This is a genomic window from Clostridium sp. 19966, assembly GCF_032335695.1.
Classification (GTDB): Bacteria; Bacillota; Clostridia; order Clostridiales; family Clostridiaceae; genus JACTOJ01.
In genome coordinates this window covers 43772-63142 of the sequence record NZ_JACTOJ010000006.1, presented here as the reverse complement: position 1 = coordinate 63142, position 19371 = coordinate 43772, and the positions used below count along the sequence as shown (strand labels likewise).

At 32.3% G+C, this 19371-nt stretch carries 16 protein-coding genes and 1 other annotated feature; of the genes, 12 read left to right on the top strand and 4 right to left on the bottom strand.

Annotation, left to right across the window (positions count from 1 at the left end; all coding sequences use genetic code 11):
* Positions 1–130: 130 nt before the first annotated feature.
* Positions 131–295 carry a rubredoxin gene (rd, locus tag IAI10_RS07830; RefSeq protein ID WP_315672743.1) on the top strand — a complete coding sequence of 55 codons (165 nt, stop codon included), beginning with the start codon at positions 131–133 and terminating at the stop codon, positions 293–295.
* Positions 296–351: 56 nt separating this feature from the next.
* On the opposite strand, the gene IAI10_RS07825 is transcribed toward rd, so the two are convergent.
* Positions 352–843: a QueT transporter family protein gene (locus IAI10_RS07825; RefSeq protein WP_315672742.1), complete on the bottom strand. Its 492-nt coding sequence runs from the start codon at positions 841–843 to the stop codon at positions 352–354.
* Positions 844–1113: 270 nt separating this feature from the next.
* On the opposite strand from IAI10_RS07825, the gene IAI10_RS07820 reads away from it, so the two are divergent.
* From IAI10_RS07820 to IAI10_RS07810, 3 genes are read left to right on the top strand one after another with little or no spacing between them, the layout of a single operon-like run.
* Complete coding sequence (locus IAI10_RS07820) at positions 1114–2358, top strand: pitrilysin family protein (RefSeq protein WP_315672741.1); 1245 nt, start codon at positions 1114–1116, stop codon at positions 2356–2358.
* Between the two features lie 12 nt (positions 2359–2370).
* A complete protein-coding gene (recX, locus tag IAI10_RS07815; RefSeq protein ID WP_315672740.1) occupies positions 2371–3003 on the top strand; it encodes a recombination regulator RecX in 633 nt (210 codons plus the stop codon).
* 30 nt (positions 3004–3033) lie between these two features.
* On the top strand, positions 3034–4215 hold the full coding sequence (locus tag IAI10_RS07810; protein ID WP_315672739.1) for a transglutaminase domain-containing protein: 1182 nt from the start codon (positions 3034–3036) through the stop codon (positions 4213–4215).
* A 31-nt stretch (positions 4216–4246) separates the two neighbouring features.
* Here the strand turns inward: IAI10_RS07810 and IAI10_RS07805 are convergent, their stop codons facing one another.
* The gene (locus tag IAI10_RS07805) at positions 4247–4603 is read right to left on the bottom strand and encodes a tetratricopeptide repeat protein (protein WP_315672738.1); all 357 of its coding nucleotides are present in this window, start codon (positions 4601–4603) and stop codon (positions 4247–4249) included.
* A 291-nt stretch (positions 4604–4894) separates the two neighbouring features.
* Here IAI10_RS07805 and IAI10_RS07800 point away from each other — a divergent pair, with 291 nt between their 5' ends.
* From IAI10_RS07800 to IAI10_RS07780, 5 genes are all read left to right on the top strand, one after another.
* Positions 4895–9178, top strand: a complete 4284-nt coding sequence (locus IAI10_RS07800) for an acyl-CoA dehydratase activase-related protein (RefSeq protein WP_315672737.1) — start codon at positions 4895–4897, stop codon at positions 9176–9178.
* 53 nt (positions 9179–9231) lie between these two features.
* Positions 9232–9459 (top strand) — a binding site (T-box leader).
* 43 nt (positions 9460–9502) lie between these two features.
* Entirely contained in the window at positions 9503–12148 is a 2646-nt protein-coding gene (locus IAI10_RS07795; RefSeq protein ID WP_315672736.1) for a valine--tRNA ligase, read from the top strand.
* Positions 12149–12157: 9 nt separating this feature from the next.
* Positions 12158–13462, top strand: a complete 1305-nt coding sequence (locus IAI10_RS07790) for a folylpolyglutamate synthase/dihydrofolate synthase family protein (protein ID WP_315672735.1) — start codon at positions 12158–12160, stop codon at positions 13460–13462.
* Complete coding sequence (locus tag IAI10_RS07785) at positions 13449–13694, top strand: TIGR03905 family TSCPD domain-containing protein (RefSeq protein ID WP_315672734.1); 246 nt, start codon at positions 13449–13451, stop codon at positions 13692–13694. Before IAI10_RS07790 ends, IAI10_RS07785 begins: the two co-directional genes overlap by 14 nt.
* A 194-nt stretch (positions 13695–13888) precedes the next feature.
* Positions 13889–14767: a YncE family protein gene (locus tag IAI10_RS07780; RefSeq protein WP_315672733.1), complete on the top strand. Its 879-nt coding sequence runs from the start codon at positions 13889–13891 to the stop codon at positions 14765–14767.
* Here IAI10_RS07780 and IAI10_RS07775 read toward each other — a convergent pair.
* Positions 14764–15291 (bottom strand): DUF4364 family protein, encoded by a 528-nt coding sequence (locus IAI10_RS07775; RefSeq protein WP_315672732.1) that lies wholly within the window; start codon positions 15289–15291, stop codon positions 14764–14766. The two genes, IAI10_RS07780 and IAI10_RS07775, sit on opposite strands and share 4 nt — an antisense overlap.
* A gap of 129 nt (positions 15292–15420) precedes the next feature.
* On the opposite strand from IAI10_RS07775, the gene IAI10_RS07770 reads away from it, so the two are divergent.
* On the top strand, positions 15421–16179 hold the full coding sequence (locus IAI10_RS07770) for a polysaccharide deacetylase family protein (protein ID WP_315672731.1): 759 nt from the start codon (positions 15421–15423) through the stop codon (positions 16177–16179).
* 165 nt (positions 16180–16344) lie between these two features.
* Positions 16345–17013, top strand: coding sequence for a single-stranded DNA-binding protein (locus IAI10_RS07765; protein ID WP_315672730.1), 669 nt, complete (start codon positions 16345–16347; stop codon positions 17011–17013).
* Between the two features lie 74 nt (positions 17014–17087).
* On the opposite strand, the gene dapD is transcribed toward IAI10_RS07765, so the two are convergent.
* Positions 17088–17798, bottom strand: coding sequence for a 2,3,4,5-tetrahydropyridine-2,6-dicarboxylate N-acetyltransferase (gene dapD, locus IAI10_RS07760; RefSeq protein WP_315672729.1), 711 nt, complete (start codon positions 17796–17798; stop codon positions 17088–17090).
* Between the two features lie 170 nt (positions 17799–17968).
* Here dapD and IAI10_RS07755 point away from each other — a divergent pair, with 170 nt between their 5' ends.
* A complete protein-coding gene (locus tag IAI10_RS07755; RefSeq protein ID WP_315672728.1) occupies positions 17969–19108 on the top strand; it encodes an aminotransferase class I/II-fold pyridoxal phosphate-dependent enzyme in 1140 nt (379 codons plus the stop codon).
* The last annotated feature ends 263 nt before the right edge of the window (positions 19109–19371 follow it).

The window sequence follows — 19371 nt, the reverse complement described above, 5'->3', positions numbered from 1 at the left end:
TATATGGAAAAATGGAGAATGTTAAATAAAAATATATTTATATGTGGAAATTATTTAATAATTATTATATAATAATTACAATAAATATTGTAAAAGATATTATAGAATTATAGGAGGAGATGTGATACTCATGAAAAAATATGTTTGTGTAGTATGTGGTTATATTTATGATCCAGCAGAAGGAGATCCAGATAACGGAGTTGCTGCAGGAACTTCATTTGAAGATATTCCTGAAGATTGGGTTTGCCCTCTTTGCGGAGTAGGCAAAGATCAATTTGAAGTTGTTGAAGATTAATTAGTTAAAATAAAAGCTAGTATATCTAAAATGTATAGATATACTAGCTTTTATATTTATAAGAATAGTTTTTTTAGCTTTGGATTTTTCTCTATGAAAGTCATTAATAAGATACCTAATACATAAGCGCATATAAATTCTCCCCAGCCTACCTGCAGTGCGGATAACCAAAAGGGCAATCCTAAAGAATATTTAAGCACTAGAGCAACTATGACTGCATTTACTAAAACTGGCGGAATAGGAGCTATAAATTTTTTGAATTTTATATTGCTTTTTCCTATAAAATATGTGATTAGAGAGGCTATTAGAGTAGCACCCGTACCGAATATCAAATCCGTGATACCGTTAGGACTCCATAAATTTGCTATAAAGCATCCAAGAGTAACTCCAACAGCATAGCAAGGCGAAAGCATAGGTAAAATAGTAAAGGCCTCAGCAAACCTATACTGTATATTGGAATAGCTTGTATAAGTAAAAAATAAGGTTAAGACGGCATAAAGAGCGGCAATAAGAGCGCCTCGTGCCATTTGGTGTGTTGAAAATTTCATTTAATTACCCCCTAGTTTTATTTATAGACAGGATGGTTTCGAACTGTCTATATTCAATTGGAATACTCACCTATTTTATCAAACAAATTAAGTCAAGTCAATTTCAATAATATATGTTTCAAAAATCAATAAATTTGCGTGTTTAATTTCTTTAGCGTCAGTATCAATTATGATATAATAAATGATGCTTCAAAATTTATTAATCAAAAGACATATTCACATTATTTTGAAGTATAATCAGAATTAAATAAAAGAATTTAGGAGTAATATATGGATTATAAACATTTCGATGCTAAAGATACAGTGCTTGAAAATGGACTTAGAGTGGTTACTATAAAGAAAAATACAAATATTGTATCGATAAATTGTGGAATAAAAATAGGAGCTATAGATGAAGAAGAAAATGAAAAAGGATTAGCTCATTTCATTGAACATATGCTTTTTAAAGGAACTAAGCATAGAGACAACGAAAGATTAAATGAGGAACTGGAGCTTTTAGGCGGAGATTATAATGCATATACGGATTATACCTGCACCGTGTACAGCATTACAGTATTGAAAGAAGAATTTAAAAAATCCGTGGAGCTGCTTTCAGATATGATAATAAACTCCACATTTCCTAAAAAAGAGATTGTTAGAGAAAGAGAAGTAGTATTAGCTGAGCTCAGCAGTAGTAACGATGATATAGAAGACTACAGCTTTAAGATGATAAACAAAATAGCTTATGAAAAAAATCCTATAAAATATGATATAATTGGGGAAAGAAAATCTATAAAGAAATTCACACAGGACTTTGCCCTGAAATTTTATCATAGGTACTATGTTCCTAATAATTCTGTTATAGTCATAGCATCCTCTATGGAACACAATGATGTATTGAATATAGTAAAATATAATTTTAGTCACTGGAATTACAAAGAAATTCAAAGAAAAAAATGTTTTTTAGAAAGAAATAAAAGCTTAAAAAAGATAAGCTATAAGAACAATGTGGAGCAAAGTACTATAACCTATCTCTATAATTTTTACAATTTGTCTAAGGATGAAGAATTAGCCTTAAGAGTATTGAATCATAGGTTGGGAGAAAGTGCTAATTCCATACTTTTTAGAGAACTTAGAGAAAAAAGAGGGTTAGCCTATGATGTATACACTCATTTGGATACAACTCATCAGATAAAAACATTATATATTTACACTGCAGTAAAGGACAAATCCATAGAAGAAGCCATAAATATTATAGATGATTGTATTAATGGTATTACAAATGGAAGCATTGATATAAATGAAAAAGCATTAATATTAATGAAGAAAGTAATGAAGACAGCAATAACCTTAACTGTGGAGGACTCAGCTGATTTATCAAGTTATGTTTTGCACCAGTGCTTAGAAGAAGAAGATAAGTTTGAATTTAAGCAAGATATGGAAAAGCTTGAGATATTAAACAAGCAGCAAATTTATGATGTGGCAGTAAAAGTGCTGCAAAATCCTACTATACACATATTAAAGCCTAGGAAATGATGGAGATAACTTATGCAAGGAAAGATAACAAAGATAGAATTACAAAAAAACAATAAAAATAGAGTTAATATTTTTATAGACGATGAATATTCTTTTAGTGCATCCACAGAGCTTGTATATACGTATAAATTAGAAAAAAACAAGGTCATTGACATAAAAGAAACCGAGAGCATAGTAAAAGAAGATAATTTTCTTAAGGCCAAAACTTCAGCACTTAGGATTATTGAAAAGACCACTAAAACCCAAAAGGAAATGAAAGATAAGCTTATTCAAAAAGGATATGAAGAAGACATAATAAATAGAGTAATGGAATTTTTAAAAGAATATTCTTTTGTGGATGATGGAAAATATGCACAGATGTATATAAAAGATAAAATAGGAACAAAAGGAAAAAACAAAATAAGATTTGAATTGACTAGAAAAGGAATATCTGAAGATGTACTAAATCCTTTGCTTAATGATAGCACAAAGGAAAAAGAGTATGATGGGGCAAAAGCAGCAGCTTTAAAAAAATATAATTTAATTGCTAAAAATGAAAGTGATAAATCTAAAATATATCAAAAACTTGTAAGATTTTTAATGTCTAAAGGTTATGACTATGATATAGTAAAAGACATAGTAAAAAGTATTTTGAGAGAAGAGTAATATAAGGTAAGACTACTTTAATTTAAGGGTGTGAGTATTTTGAATATTAATATAGTTTCAGCTGCACTACTGATAGCACTTTTGTACCCGATTATTAAGGGCTTTATAACTGGCTTTTCATCTAACGGGTTAAAACGAGATATTTGGAATTTAGAAGCTGATTTAGGCCTTATAGCTGCTATGATTGCAGGACTATCCTTTGTAAAAAAGATATTTATACAGCATGATCCAGGTATATACATGAACATATATACAAATTTACCTGATTTTATTAAAAACACCTTTGAAGAGCAGCCTAGACTTATATATCTAGTAGCGCTTCCTATATTTATATTCATATTATATGAGATAGTAAAAGGGATTTTTTATATAATAAATTCTTTATCGATATTTCCTTTATTAGATGTTATTGAAAGTTTCATTTCAAAATTAAATCCGATGCTAAAAAGGATTATAGCAGCAGTTTTTGAATTACCAAAAGCTATATGTTATGTAATAGTGTTAACCTTTATATTTAATATATTATCTATAATAAATGTAAGCAAAGATTTGAACTCATATATTAATAAATCTAAGGAATATAATTATGTATGTAAGAGTATAATTGTTCCTATAGCTAATTCAAGCGTAGCCAAGCAGCTGCCTAATATAATAAATAATTCATTTAAAATTCAAATAAAGCAGCCTTCAGGCAACTCTGGAGAATCACCGAAAGCTAACAACGACAGCGGTGTTGTTTACTATAATGGAATAACTTTGGATGAAGGAGTAAAATCTGATGGGGAAATAAATAATTATGCTAAAGGGCTTGTAAAAGGACTTACAACAGATAATGAAAAAGCAAAAAAATTATATGATTGGATTGGGTCTAATATCCAATATGATAATGAGAAAGCAGATAGAATATTAAATAATGATTTTAGTGAAGCTTCTGGGGCTATTGCTGCTTTTGATACTAGAAAAGGTATATGCTTTGACTATGCATGCCTTTATGTTGCTATGAGCAGGGCAGTTGGAATTCATGTAAGATTAATAACTGGTGAAGGTTTTAATGGTACTAGTTGGGTAGGACATGCATGGAATCAATCTTATGTTAATTCAAAATGGATTAATGTAGATACTACTTTTTATAATGGGGGTAACTATTATAACAGTAAAAGATTTAGTTTAGATCATAAGGATGCAAGCTTGGCTGGAGAATGGAATTCTTAGAATTAAATTTAAAATCCACTAATATCATTTATTAGTGGATTTTTTTATAATCCTGCATGATTAGATTAATTGCTTTATCACATTCAGCATCGTTATTATCAATGCTCCAGGCGGTATTAAAATATATTAAAGCTTTTTTTCTATCTTTAATCATAGCATAGCAGTAGGCTAGATTAAAATAGTATTTGCTGTCACTCCTAAGTTCAATAGCTTTTTTTAATATGGCAATAGCTTTGTTAAATTCTTTAAGCTTTATTAAACAGACCCCGATATTGTAATAACTGGCAGCTTCGTTATCTTTTATGTCAATGGCTTTTTTATAGAATTCCATAGCTTTTTCATATTCCTTAGAAACATAAAACTCATTGGCTTTTTCAAAATAACTCATAAGTGAACCTCCTAAAAATGTTTTGGTAAGATTTATTTAAATGGCTATGTTTTAAAAGGATGTTGATAAAGGCTTTGATTGCCTAGGCATGGTTTCTTTCAGAACCCTAGGATAAATTAAATCTCTAGATAAATATATTCTCAGAAGTGGAACATATTACATAAATAATTATTGTCCGTTTAGAATATTTTAATCATTAGAAAATAATTATTTGACTATATTTTTTCTAAGTGATAAAATTTCTTAAGAAATAAATTTTCTATTATAGCATGAATAGATAGGATGGTAGATATGAGAGAAATTTTTCATTTGGGTATTGATGTTGGATCAACCACTGTAAAATTAGTAGTACTCAATAAAAATGCAAAAATAGTTTATAGTGAATATAGAAGGCATTTCTCGGATATAAAGTCAACTATAATTGATCTTATAGAGGATGCATATAAGAAATTTGGTGACAGTGAGATAACTATAATGACCACTGGATCAGGTGGATTATCAGTATCTAAATGGATGAATATTAGCTTTATTCAAGAAGTAATAGCATGTACCCATACTGTTGAAAAATATATACCTGAAACCGATGTTGTCATAGAATTAGGTGGAGAAGATGCTAAAATAACATATTTTAAAGGCGGATTAGAACAGAGAATGAATGGAACCTGTGCTGGTGGTACAGGTGCTTTTATTGATCAGATGGCTGCTCTTCTTCAAACTGATGCTGCTGGTCTTAATGAACTTGCCAAAAGCTATAAGGTTGTGTATCCTATAGCTGCAAGGTGCGGAGTGTTTGCAAAAACAGATATTCAGCCTCTATTAAATGAAGGGGCAGCTAGGGAAGACATAGCCGTTTCAATATTTCAATCTGTAGTTAATCAGACTATAAGTGGACTAGCGTGTGGTAAACCTATAAGAGGTAACATAGCATTTTTAGGAGGTCCGCTATATTTTTTGTCTGAACTTAGAAAAAGATTTATAGAAACATTAAATTTAACTGATGAACAGATAATTTTCCCTGAAAATTCTCAGCTTTTTGTGGCCATAGGAGCAGCTTTGAAATCTAGAGAAGAAAAACCTCAATTGTACTCTGATTTAATGGAAAAGTTACCAGGACTAAAGGGAAAAAATGCATCTGAGATACATAGACTTAGACCTCTTTTTGCAGATGAAGATGAGTTTAAAGAATTTAAAGCTAGACACGATAAGGATAGAGTTAAAAGAGGAGTTTTGGAAGATTATAAAGGAAACTGTTATCTAGGTATTGATGCAGGGTCAACCACTACTAAGGCTGTTCTTATAAGTGAAGATGGAGAACTTTTATATAGTTTTTATGGAAGTAATAAAGGAAATCCTTTAAAGCAATCTATAAATATACTAAAGGATATATATTCTAAGATGCCTAAAGAAGCTAAGATATTGAACTCTACAGTTACAGGTTATGGTGAAGGACTGATTAAGTCTGCATTAAACATAGACATTGGAGAGATTGAGACTATAGCTCATTTTAAGGCTGCTGAACACTTCTTGCCAGGAGTAGAATTCATATTGGATATAGGCGGACAGGATATGAAATGCCTAAGAGTTAAGGACGGAGTGATAGATAGTATACTGCTAAATGAAGCTTGCTCTTCTGGCTGCGGATCTTTTATAGAGTCCTTTGCTAACTCTCTTAATTTAGGTATTGAGGAATTTGCAAGTGAGGCTCTTAAATCAAAAAATCCAGTAGATTTAGGATCAAGATGTACAGTATTTATGAACTCAAGAGTTAAACAAGCTCAGAAGGAAGGGGCTTCAGTAGGTGATATTTCCTCTGGACTTTCCTATTCGGTTATAAAGAATGCCCTTCAAAAGGTTATAAAGATAAGAAACCCTGAAGAAATGGGAAATAAAATAATAGTTCAGGGAGGAACTTTTTATAATGATGCGGTACTTAGAAGCTTTGAATTAGTTTCTGAAAGGGAAGCTATAAGACCAGATATTGCTGGACTTATGGGAGCTTTTGGAGCTGCATTAATAGCAAAAGAAAGATATAAGGAAGGCTATAAGACTACTATACTGGAAGAAAGTAAGCTTGAAAGCTTTGAAGTAGAAAGCTCTCTAAGAAGATGCGGCCTTTGCGCTAATAACTGCCTTCTTACAATAAACAAATTCAACGATGGAAACCAGTTCGTTACAGGAAATAGGTGCGAAAGAGGAGCAGGAAAGCAAATAGTTAAGAATGAGCTTCCTAACCTCTATGACTATAAATATAAGAGAATGTTCTCTTATAAGCCTTTGGAAGCAAATAGCGCTAAAAGAGGAACTGTAGGAATACCTAGAGTGCTTAATATGTATGAAAACTATCCATTTTGGTTTACTTTCTTTACAGAGCTTGGCTTTAGGGTTGAAGTATCACCAAGATCCTCAAAGTCAGTTTATGAAAAAGGAATAGAAACTATACCCTCAGAATCTGTTTGCTATCCAGGAAAGCTAGTTCATGGACATATAATAAGCCTTATAGAAAAAGGAATTAAATTTATATTTTATCCTTGTGTTCCTTATGAAAAACAGGAGGACAAAAATGCAGACAACCATTATAATTGTCCGATAGTAACTTCCTATCCAGAAGTTATAAAAAACAACATGGATATAATAAAAGAAGATAATATTAATTTTATGAATCCTTTTGTTTCTTTAAATGATAAAAAGAAACTCTATGGTAGGTTATTCGATGAACTTAAGGGCTTCAACATTCCATTTGAGGAAATAAAATCTGCGATTAACAAGGCTTGGGAAGAAAGAGCAAATGTAGAAAAGGATATAAAAGAAAAAGGTAAGGAAGCTTTAGAGTACCTTAGAAAGACTGGCAAGAAGGGCATAGTTTTATCTGGAAGGCCTTATCATATAGATCCAGAAATAAATCATGGAATCCCTAATGTTATTACTGGTTTCGGTATGGCTGTACTTACTGAGGATTCAGTGGCAGATTTGGCAGAAACTCCTAGACCATTAAGAGTTGTGGATCAGTGGGTATATCACTCAAGAATGTATAGAGCGGCTGCTTATGTGGCTACTCAGGAAAATCTTGAACTTATCCAGCTTAATTCCTTTGGCTGTGGATTAGATGCAGTAACTACAGATCAGGTTCAAGAGATATTAGCTTCTAATGGTAAGATTTATACTGTGCTTAAAATAGATGAAGGAAGTAATCTAGGAGCTATAAGGATAAGAATAAGATCCTTAAAGGCAGCTATGGAAGAGAGAGAGAATAGTAATATTAAACCTCATATTGTTCCGCTTGAAAATAACAAAGTTGTATTCACAAAAGATATGAAGCTGATGCATACAATACTTGTGCCCCAGATGTCTCCTATACATTTTCAATTTTTAGAAGAGGCTTTTGGAGAGTCCGGTTACAATTTAGAAGTTCTGCCTTCAGTTGATACCAGTGCGGTGGATGAAGGATTGAAGTATGTAAATAATGATGCCTGCTATCCAACAATAATAGTAGTAGGGCAAGTGATTGAAGCTTTAAAATCAGGCAAGTACGATCTTAACAATGTATCTGTAATGATAAGTCAGACTGGCGGAGGCTGCAGAGCAACTAATTATATAGCTTTTCTTAGAAAAGCCTTAAAGGATGCAGGACTTTCTAATATACCGGTAATATCTTTAAGTGCTATAGGTATGGAGAAAAATCCTGGGTTTAAGATTAGTCCATCACTTTTAAATAAATCCATGATGGCGTTAGTTTACGGAGATCTTCTAATGAGAGTGCTTTATAGAGTAAGACCTTACGAGAAGGTTAATGGATCGGCTAATGCCTTATATGAAAAATGGGTGGAAGAATGTAAAAAATCTGTGGCTACTGGAAGCCACTCTAAGTTTAAAAATAATATTTACAGCATAGTAAATGAATTTGACAGCTTAGAAGTTTTAGATGTAAAGAAGCCTAGAGTTGGACTAGTTGGTGAAATATTAGTTAAATTCCATCCTACGGCTAATAATAATGTGGTTGATGTGGTAGAAAATGAAGGTGCTGAAGCCGTAATGCCTGATCTTATGGATTTCTTAATGTACTGTGCTTATGACGCTAATTTTAAATACGAATTTTTAGCAGGCAGCAAGGTAAGCCAGATAGCTAGCAATGCGGCTATAAAGGGAATGGAATTTTACAGAAAACATATGAAGAAAGCTCTATCTCAAAGTAAAAGATTTACAGCTCCTAAGTCCATAGAAGAATTGGCAGAAGGAGCAAAGGAGATTTTGTCTCTAGGGAATCAAACTGGAGAGGGCTGGTTCTTAACTGCAGAGATGATTGAGCTTATAGAAAGCGGAGTGGAAAATGTTATTTGCATGCAGCCTTTTGCCTGCCTGCCTAACCATGTAACAGGTAAAGGTATGATAAAGGCTCTTAAAAATAAGTATCCATTATCAAATGTGACTCCTGTGGATTATGATCCCGGCGCCAGCGAAGTTAATCAGCTTAACAGAATAAAACTTATGATGGCAACAGCCTTCAAAAATCTTCAGAGCAAAGAAGAAATGTCAGAAGATATAAGCATAAATACTGATGTAGCAGGAGAAAAAATGTAATACTATTGACAGTATATAAATAATGTATATAATATTGTTAGGTATGAATTTTATATAGGACTGTGATAAAGAGGAGTAAGGGTTAGGCACTATTATTGAAGAAAAGTGTTTTCTTCGAAAAGAGAGGGGTTTCTAGGCTGTAAGAATTCCATAGTGTTCCCTGAAGGTAGCTTTTGAGTTTCCTTTCTGAAATAAAAGTAGGATAGGACGGTTTTCTCACCGTTAATATATGAGTGCCCGTTTTGGGAAAAAAGGTGGTACCGCGAGTCTTCGTCCTTTTGGATGAAGGCTCTTTTTTTATTAATTGAAACAGGAGGAATAAACATGGAAGAGAAAATGAATATAGCAACTACATATAATCCAAAGGATTTTGAAGAAAGAATTTATAATACATGGCAGGAAAAGGGTTATTTTACACCAAAGGCTGATAAGAGTAAAAAGCCATTTACTATCGTTATGCCGCCTCCAAATATAACAGGAAAACTTCATTTAGGTCATGCGCTTGATAATACTATGCAGGATATACTTATAAGATTTAAGAGAATGCAGGGTTATAGTGCTCTTTGGCTTCCTGGTGAAGATCATGCAAGTATTGCAACTGAAGTAAAGGTGGAAAATGAACTCTTAAAGCAGGGCATAAAAAAGAAGGAGATCGGAAGAGAAGCCTTTCTTGAAAAAGTTTGGGAATGGACAGATGAATACAGAGAGAGGATAAGACAGCAAATAAAGAAGCTTGGATGCTCAGCGGACTTTACTAGGGAAGCCTTTACCATGGATGAAAACTTAGACAAAGCAGTAAAGCATGTATTTGTTAAGCTTTATAATGAAGGATTAATATATCAAGGAAACAGAATAACTAACTGGTGTCCAAAATGTCAGACAGCTCTTTCAGATGCTGAGATAGAATATGAAGAACAGGAAGGAAATTTTTGGCACATAAAATATCCTGTAATAGGCAGTGAGGAATTTATAGAAATTGCCACAACAAGGCCAGAAACCTTGCTGGGAGATACTGCAGTGGCTGTAAACCCTGATGATGCTAGATACGCTAGCCTTGTAGGTAAGAAGCTTATGCTTCCATTAGTAAACAGAGAGATACCTATTGTAGCAGACAGCTATGTAGATATGGAATTCGGAACAGGGGCAGTTAAAATAACTCCAGCTCATGATCCTAATGATTATGAGGTTGGAAAGAGACATAGCCTTCCGGAAATCAGAGTATTAAATGACGATGGAACTATCAATGAAAATGGTGGCAAATATGCAGGGTTAGATAGATATGAAGCAAGAAAAGCCATTGTTGAGGAGTTGAAAAATCAAGGCTTCTTAGTTAAGATAAAACCTCATGTACATAATGTAGGCTGCCATGATAGATGCGGCAGTGTAATAGAACCGATGATCTCAAAGCAGTGGTATGTAAAAATGGAATCTCTAGCTAAACCAGCTATAGAAGCTGTAAAACAAAATAATACTAAGTTTGTTCCTGAGAGATTTGAAAAAATTTATTTTAACTGGATGGAAAACATACAGGATTGGTGCATATCAAGACAGCTTTGGTGGGGACATAGAATACCTGTGTGGTATTGCAAGGACTGCGGAGAAATTATAGTATCAGAAGAAGCACCAACAAGCTGTTCAAAATGTGGAAGCCATAACTTGGAGCAAGATAAAGATGTTTTAGATACATGGTTTAGTTCAGCACTCTGGCCTTTTTCTACTTTAGGATGGCCAAGAAAAACTGAAGACCTAGAGTATTTTTATCCAACCAATGTTTTGGTAACTGGTTATGATATAATATTTTTCTGGGTTGCTAGAATGATGTTTTCAGGAATACACAATATGGGTAAAGTACCATTTGATACTGTGCTTATTCACGGAATAATAAGGGATAGTCAAGGAAGAAAAATGTCTAAATCTCTTGGAAATGGTGTGGATCCATTAGATGTAATAGAAAACTATGGAGCAGATGCTTTAAGATTTATGCTAGTAACTGGAAGTGCTCCAGGAAATGACATAAGATTTTATGAAGAAAAAGTAGAGGCAGCAAGAAACTTTGCTAACAAGATATGGAATGCTTCAAGATTCGTTATGATGAATTTTGATGAGCAGCTTATGAAAAAATATGAAACCTGCACTGACTATAATTTGGCAGATAGATGGATACTTTCAAGATTAAATACTGTGACTAAGGAAGTGACAGAAAACATAGAAAAATATGAGCTTGGAATAGCTCTTCAGAAGGTATATGACTTCCTATGGGGAGAGTTGTGCGATTGGTACATTGAACTGTGTAAACCTGTATTATACGGAGATGATGAGAAAGCCAAAGCAGTTACATCAAATGTGCTGTACAGAGTATTAACTTCAGGATTGCAGCTGCTTCATCCAGCGATGCCTTTTATCACAGAAGAGATATACACTCATCTTGGGGCAGAATATGAATCTATAACTATATCAAAATGGCCAGAATATGAAGATAAACTTTATGATGAAGAAGCAGAAGAAAATATGTCTTATATTATAGAAGCAATAAAAGCCATAAGAAATGTTAGAACAGAGATGAATGTACCGAATTCAAGAAAAGCAAAGCTTATAGCTTATGTTAAGGAAAATGCTAAAAATGCTTTTTCTGCTGGCAAGATATATTTTGAAAAGTTAGCTTCTGTAAATGAAATTGATATAGTAGAGGATAAGGAGAATATACCTGAAAATGTAGTGTCTGCAGTAACAAAGGGTGCAGAGTTATTTATGCCGCTTTTAGATTTAATAGATGTAGAGAAGGAAATAGAGAGATTAAATAAGGAAAAAGTAAAACTTTTGTCTGAAATTGAAAGAGTAGAAAAGAAGCTAAATAATGCAGGTTTTGTCAGCAAGGCTCCTGAGAGTGTTGTGGCAGAAGAAAAAGCTAAAGGTGAAAAATACAAGGAAATGCTTAAATCAGTTTTAGACAGGATAGATAGTTTGAAATAGGTGATTAATATGAATTATGAAGAAACTATGGCCTATATAACTGAAACCACTAAATTCGGAAGCAATTTAGGCCTTGAAAGAACCTATAAGATTCTAGAGTTTTTAGGAAATCCTCAGGATAAAATAAAATGCATTCACATAGCTGGTACTAATGGCAAAGGCTCTACTTCAGCCATGATAAACCAAATACTTATAGAAAACGGCTATAAAGTTGGGCTTTATATCTCACCATATATAGAATGCTTTGAAGAAAGAATGCAGATAAATAATGTAAATATACCTAAGAATAGGCTTTGTGAAGTTGTGGAAAAAGTATCTGAGGCAGTAAAGAAGGTCGTAGCAGCAGGTTATGATCATCCTACAGAATTCGAAATTATAACCTGTGCTATGTTCCTCTATTTCTACGAGGAAAAAGTAGATTTTGGGGTTATTGAAGTAGGACTTGGAGGAAGGCTTGATTCAACTAATGTTATAACTCCTATCTTAAGTGTTATAACTTCTATAAGCTATGATCATATGAATATACTTGGAAACACACTTGCTGAGATAGCTTATGAAAAAGCTGGAATAATAAAAGAGAAAATTCCAGTTATAAGCTATCCTCAACAGGAGGAAGCACTAGAAGTAATACAAAAAGTTTGCGCTGAAAGAAATGCTAAGCTTACTATAGTTTTCCAAAATTCTGGGGAATTTATAAGAATTGAAGACTATAAGCAGATAATAGAAATAAATACAAAAGTGCAATCTTATGAAATAAAACTTCCTTTGCTGGGGATACATCAAATTAATAATTGCTCAGTAGTTATAAGTGCCATTGAAGCTTTGATTAGCTTAGGTTATAATATTAATGTAGATTCCATGAAATCAGCACTTTTAAAGGTAAAATGGAAGTGCAGGATGGAAGTGCTTGGTACAAAGCCTACTGTTCTTGTAGATGGAGCTCACAACATAGATGGTATTTCAAAATTATCTGAAAGCATAGGCAAGTATTTCAGTTATAAAAAAATGTATCTTATAATAGGAATACTGGCAGATAAGCAGGTTGATGAAATGCTTAGGACTATAACACCTATGGCTTCAAGAGTTTTTGCTGTAACACCTCACAGCGATAGGGCTGAGGAAGCAGATGCACTAAAGGATAGAATAGTGTCTATCAATACAAATGTGGAAGCCTTTATGAATTATGAAGAGGCCTATAAGGAGGCACTTCAATGCTGTGAAAAGGAGGATTTGCTTGTAATATGCGGATCTCTATACATGGTAGGAGATATGAGAAAAATTATAAGGGGAGATGGATGTAATGTACACATATGAAACTAAAGGGGTATGCTCCAAAAAAATTGATTTTGACATAGTGGATAACAAGGTAGCTGAGGTTAGATTTACTGGCGGATGCAATGGAAATTTGAATGGCATATCTAAGCTTATTGAAGGTATGAAGGTGGAAGAAGCCATAGATAGACTTAAAGGAATAAAATGCGGAACAAAAGCTACTTCATGTCCAGACCAGCTTGCCATTGCTTTAGAGCAATGCTGCAATAAATAATTATAATCAAAAGCATAAGTCATTAAAAGAGGTTGCTGCACAACTAGCATTTATATAGTTGTGCAGTGACTTTTTTTATTTGATTTTAAATTTAGAGGTAAAAATTCTTATGAAATTTTATAAAAATAATTATAACGCAGGCAAACATTTCTACATATTATAGTTTTATGAACAGTAGAAAAGTGGTGGGTAAAGTGGATTACTTATTTGTTTGCAATTCAGGATCAGACGATGTATCAAAAATAAATTTGAAAGATTTCCATGAGGACAGTCGAATTCCTATGAATGGAATAGGCGGGAGAATAGGCCCACACGGAATTTGCGGCTGGAAAAGCAATATAATTACTGCTGATAATTATAGTAATAGTATAACTATAATAGATGTATTATCAGAAGAATCTCAAAGTTATTATATTGGTGGATACTGCAATGATATTGCTATTTATAGAAATGAAGCTTTTATTGCTTGCGGAGAGAGTAATGATATAGTTGTTTTTGATCTGCTGTCTGAAAAAGTTGAAGAGGAATTGCCAGTAGAAAATTTGCCTCATTCTGTGGAGCTAAATGCAGAGGGGAATCTAATGGTCACTACCAATATGTTAAGTGACAGTATAACCATAATAGACGCAGTAAAGAGAGAAACTTTAGTGAATATAAAAGTTGGACATTGCCCTACAAAAGCTGTTTTTTCTAGTGATAGCAAATATATTTTTGTATGTGAAAGCAATTTAGGCTCCGAAAAAGGTGGCTTTATAAATATTATCTCTACAAAAACTTTTTCCTCCATAAAGAAAATTCCTGTAGGAAAGGGACCGATTGATATATTTTGTGACAATGTTATTTGCTATATATCAAATTTCCTTGAAGGTTATATAACTTTAATTACTGTTATTGATTTTAATGTGGTGAAAAAAGTATATATTGGTGGAATGCCGAGAGGAATAATAAAAAAAGATAATTTTTTGTATGTGGGTGATAATTATAATGGAAGAATTTTTAGATATAACTTGTTTAATGGAGAAAAAAAAGCCATAGCAGTAGGTAAAGAGCCCACTGGAATGACTACTATTTAATGATTTATTAAAAGTTTCATTATATCATTATATATTTGAGAAGAATTTGATTTCCAATTAGCACACAAATCTATAGCGTGTTTCTTGGTGGGTACATTTACTTTAACATCAATTAATATTATATCATTTTCCATAGCTTTTAGATTTACAATAAAGGTATTGCTTTTCTCTATTGTATAGTCAGAGTAGAGAGAAATTTCACGTTTTATGTTATCTTTAGCTGTTTCGAGATAATTATCGACTTTTAAGATGATATCATCTGGTATTCTGCTTTGAAACATTTCCAATACCTTGGATCCTCTATCAGTAATAGAGAGCAGCTTCTGATTATTTTTATTTGTATAAACTAAAAAATCAGAATCTATTAAATCTGCTAGATATTGCTGGAGAGAAAAATAGTTTACTAAGTTATTTTCAAGTACAATTTGAGTTAGTTGGTTTTTTGAAATAGGTAAATTGATGTTATGCATTATATATAATAAAATCAATTTGCTTTCCGCAAGTTGGCTTATGTCTTCGTACATTCATGGTCCACCCCCAAGTGCTAAAATACTATTAACATTATATCATATAGTTTTTTATATTCAAATGAACTATTTTTATGTGGAAATTGAATATAATTTACAGAGACTATTTTAAGGAGATGTAGTGTATTGATTGTATTTATAAGCCATAGAAAAAAAATAATAAATTCTGCATTAATACTACTTTTGATTGCAGCTGCAATTTTAATTTCAGGGAGAACCTTATCTGCGTTTATGGGACTTCAAAAGAAGGTGCCTATATACTCTGTAGACACAAAAGAGAAGAAATTAGCATTAACTTTTGATGTAAGCTGGAAAGAAGATAATATGGACGAGATACTTGATATTTTGCATAAGTATAATGTGAAAGCAACTTTTTTTATTGTGGGGGTTTGGATAGATGGAAATGAAGAAAAGCTGAAGAGGATATTTGATGAAGGCCATGAGATAGGTAATCATACCAATAGTCATCCAAGCATGCCTGGAATATCAAAAGAAAAATTAGTAAAGGAGATAGATGCTGTAGACGAGAAAATTGAAAAGGTAACAGGAAAAGAAACATCACTGTTTAGGTTTCCAAGTGGCGAGTATAGTGATTCCACCATAGATGTAGTTAGCGGATTAAATAAATATTCTATTCAGTGGGATGTAGATAGTATTGATTGGAGAAACCAAGGGGCCGATATAGAATACAATAGAGTTATAAAAAAAAGTAAGCCAGGCTCCATAATTCTTTTTCACAGCGAAGCAAAATATACTCCAGAGAATTTGCCTAAGATTATTCAATATTTAAAGAACCAAAATTATGAATTTGTAACAGTATCTAACCTAATTTATAGAGATAATTACAGAATAGACAGCGCTGGCAAACAAATTTCAAATAAGTAATTGCAATTAAGACTAAAAATGTATTATAATGGAATAGTGATTGGTAATTGATATTTAGCTTATAAATTATAAGCATATATAAAAATAGTAATAATTAAATGATGTGGTGAATAGGTATTATCTATAAGATGAATTTAATGAAAACCAATGGAGAGAGGGGTTCAAATGGATAATTTAATGCTAAATAATAAAATCTATTTAGAAGGAAAGGTGGTATCAGGACTATCTTTCAGCCATGAGATGTATGGAGAGGGGTTCTACATATTCAATCTTGAAGTGCCAAGATTGAGTGATACTAAAGATATACTGGCAATAACAGTATCCGAAAGATTGATAACAGGAATTGGTATAGATGAGGGGAAAGAAGTTATAGTTGAAGGTCAACTGAGATCCTACAACAAATTTGTTGATGGAGCTAATAGACTCATATTAACAGTATTTGCAAGAAATATAGAGCCTTGCATAGAAAGAAGTAAAAATCCAAATCAAATATACTTAGATGGATTTATATGCAAGACACCGGTTTATAGAACCACACCTTTTGGAAGAGAAATAGCAGATATGCTGCTGGCTGTAAATAGGGCGTACAATAAATCAGATTATATCCCAACTATTGCTTGGGGAAGAAATTCAAGATTTTGTGAAACTCTTAAGGTAGGAGATAATATTAAAATTTGGGGGAGACTTCAAAGCAGAGAATATCAAAAAAAATTAACAGAGGAAGAAGTTATAAAAAAGGTTGCTTATGAGGTTTCTATTTCCAAGATGGAAAGAATAAACAAGAACGGAGATACTGTCACCGAAGAAATTAATGATACTCAAAGCGCTATTTAGTTTAGAGGCTTAAATAGTTTAAATAAAAAGGACTGAAATTTACCATAATGGTGAGTCTCAGTCCTTTTTAAACGTTATTTCCTTAAATCATCTAATATTTGAGTCTTATTTTTAGTTTTGTCATCTACAAATTTTATTATTTTTGCAGGGGTTCCAGCTACAACAACTCCTTCAGGAATATCTTCTGTAACAACAGATCCTGCTGCCACTACTGAGCGAGCACCTATTTTTACTCCTTCAAGTATCACTGAATTTGCGCCAATAAGTACATCGTCACCTATTTCGCAAGGAGATTTACTTGGTGGCTCTAGTACTCCAGCAACCACAGCACCGGCTCCTAAATGAACTCTTTTACCTAATTTTCCTCGAGCACCTACTACTGCGTTCATATCAACCATAGTGCTTTCGCCTATTTCTGCTCCGATGTTTATTACAGCTCCCATCATTATTACGGCATTTTTACCTATTACTACTTTATCTCTAATTATAGCACCAGGTTCTATCCTTGCTTCTATATTAGTGAGATCCAGCATAGGTATAGCAGAATTTCTTCTATCGTTTTCTAATTTATAATTACTTATCTTATCTTTATTTTCTTGTAAAAAATTAATGACATCAACACTTTCTCCAAAAAGAACATAAAAATTATTTGAACCAAAAACTTCAATTTCTCCAAATGAACAGTTAGATAAATCGCCATTTATGTAGGCTTTTACAGGAGTCGCTTTTTTGGCTTCTTTTATGTATCTTGCTATTTCATAGGGATCAGTTAAATTGTATTGCATTTTATCAATCCTTTCAAACAATTAAATTATATACAATATGAACATATTTTTTATTATAATCAATAATTTAAGAGAAATAAAGACTAATAACTGGAAGAAAATTTTTATTCTTGATTTGTCTGTTTTTAAATACTATAATTAAAGTTAAATTTTGATTTTTGGGGGAAAATATGAATAGAAATTTAGACTTGATTGAGATATCTGGGATAAGAAAATTTTATAATAAAGTAGTTGAAGTGCCTGGAGCGTTATCATTAACTATAGGCGAACCGGATTTTCCAGTTCCTAAAGAAGTAAAAAAGGCTATGATTGATGCTATAAATAATAATTTGACTAAATATACCTCCAATATAGGGATTGAACCTTTGAGAGAAAGTATCAGCGCATATTTAAGTAAAAACAAAATTAATTATTCAAAAGATGAAATTTGTATAACTGTCGGGGGAAGCGAAGGATTATTTAATGTATTCCAAATGCTTCTTAATCCGGGAGATAAAGTCATTATACCTACGCCTGCATATCCAGCCTATGAAAGCATAGTTAAGCTAATAGGGGGCAATGTAGTAAATTGTCCAGTTAAAGAGGATTTGTCTTTAGATCTAGAGGCTCTTCAAAATCTCATAAGGAATGAGAATGCAAAAGCATTAATTTTATCTTATCCAAGCAATCCTACAGGCAATTGCATGAGTAAAAATGAGTTCGATGTAATAGCTAAGATGTTAGAAAATGAAAATATAGTTATAATTTCTGACGAAATGTATGGTTCTCTATGCTTTAAGGAATACTATTCAATAGCTCAGCATGAAAAATTAAGAGAAAAAACCATACTGGTAGGCGGCTTTTCTAAAATGTTCTCGATGACCGGATTAAGAATAGGATATGTATGTGCTAAAGATGAGTATTTATCTCAAATATTAAAAGTACATCAATACAATGTATCTTGTGCACCATCTATAGCTCAATGGGGAGCGTATGAAGGATTAAACAATGCTATGTACCATGTGGAGCATATAAAGGAAGAATTAAAAAAAAGAAGAGATTATGTATATGGAAGACTGATAGAGTTGGGATTTGATACAATTAAACCAGAAGGCGCATTTTATATATTTCCAAACATAAAAAAATATTCTTTAAATAGTGAAGAATTTTGCGAAAAACTCCTTAAGCAAGCAAAAGTAGCCGCTGTTCCAGGGAGCGCCTTTGGTATAGGAGGAGAGGGGCATATGAGAATATCTTATTGCAGTGGTATGGATGCCCTTGTTGAAGGTATGAATAGAATACAAAATTTTGTTTATACTATAAACAATTGATTGATTCATAATATTTGATTTGCTTTTCAAAGCTAAAAATAAATTTAATAATTATGTATAAAAATTTTAATAAAATGTATATAATATGTATTAATTATTTAAAATTTTAATAACCACTAAAATACCCCAGTTATTAGTTTTCAAAGGTGTTTTTGATGCAAAGCATAAAAAATTATTCATATCATGAAATATAAAAATATGTAAAAAATGTTACAAACCAATGATTTACTACATTGACAGCTAAAAAAAATTATGATAATATG

Bases quoted from the DNA above. Each gene is read 5' to 3' on its own strand.
- IAI10_RS07805 (WP_315672738.1), bottom strand. From the start codon at position 4,603: ATGAGTTATTTTGAAAAAGCCAATGAGTTTTATGTTTCTAAGGAATAT.
- IAI10_RS07785 (WP_315672734.1), top strand. From the start codon at position 13,449: ATGTACACATATGAAACTAAAGGGGTATGCTCCAAAAAAATTGATTTT.
- IAI10_RS07755 (WP_315672728.1), top strand. From the start codon at position 17,969: ATGAATAGAAATTTAGACTTGATTGAGATATCTGGGATAAGAAAATTT.
- dapD (WP_315672729.1), bottom strand. From the start codon at position 17,798: ATGCAATACAATTTAACTGATCCCTATGAAATAGCAAGATACATAAAA.
- IAI10_RS07820 (WP_315672741.1), top strand. From the start codon at position 1,114: ATGGATTATAAACATTTCGATGCTAAAGATACAGTGCTTGAAAATGGA.
- IAI10_RS07825 (WP_315672742.1), bottom strand. From the start codon at position 843: ATGAAATTTTCAACACACCAAATGGCACGAGGCGCTCTTATTGCCGCT.
- IAI10_RS07795 (WP_315672736.1), top strand. From the start codon at position 9,503: ATGGAAGAGAAAATGAATATAGCAACTACATATAATCCAAAGGATTTT.
- IAI10_RS07800 (WP_315672737.1), top strand. From the start codon at position 4,895: ATGAGAGAAATTTTTCATTTGGGTATTGATGTTGGATCAACCACTGTA.
- recX (WP_315672740.1), top strand. From the start codon at position 2,371: ATGCAAGGAAAGATAACAAAGATAGAATTACAAAAAAACAATAAAAAT.
- IAI10_RS07765 (WP_315672730.1), top strand. From the start codon at position 16,345: ATGGATAATTTAATGCTAAATAATAAAATCTATTTAGAAGGAAAGGTG.
- IAI10_RS07790 (WP_315672735.1), top strand. From the start codon at position 12,158: ATGAATTATGAAGAAACTATGGCCTATATAACTGAAACCACTAAATTC.
- rd (WP_315672743.1), top strand. From the start codon at position 131: ATGAAAAAATATGTTTGTGTAGTATGTGGTTATATTTATGATCCAGCA.
- IAI10_RS07775 (WP_315672732.1), bottom strand. From the start codon at position 15,291: ATGTACGAAGACATAAGCCAACTTGCGGAAAGCAAATTGATTTTATTA.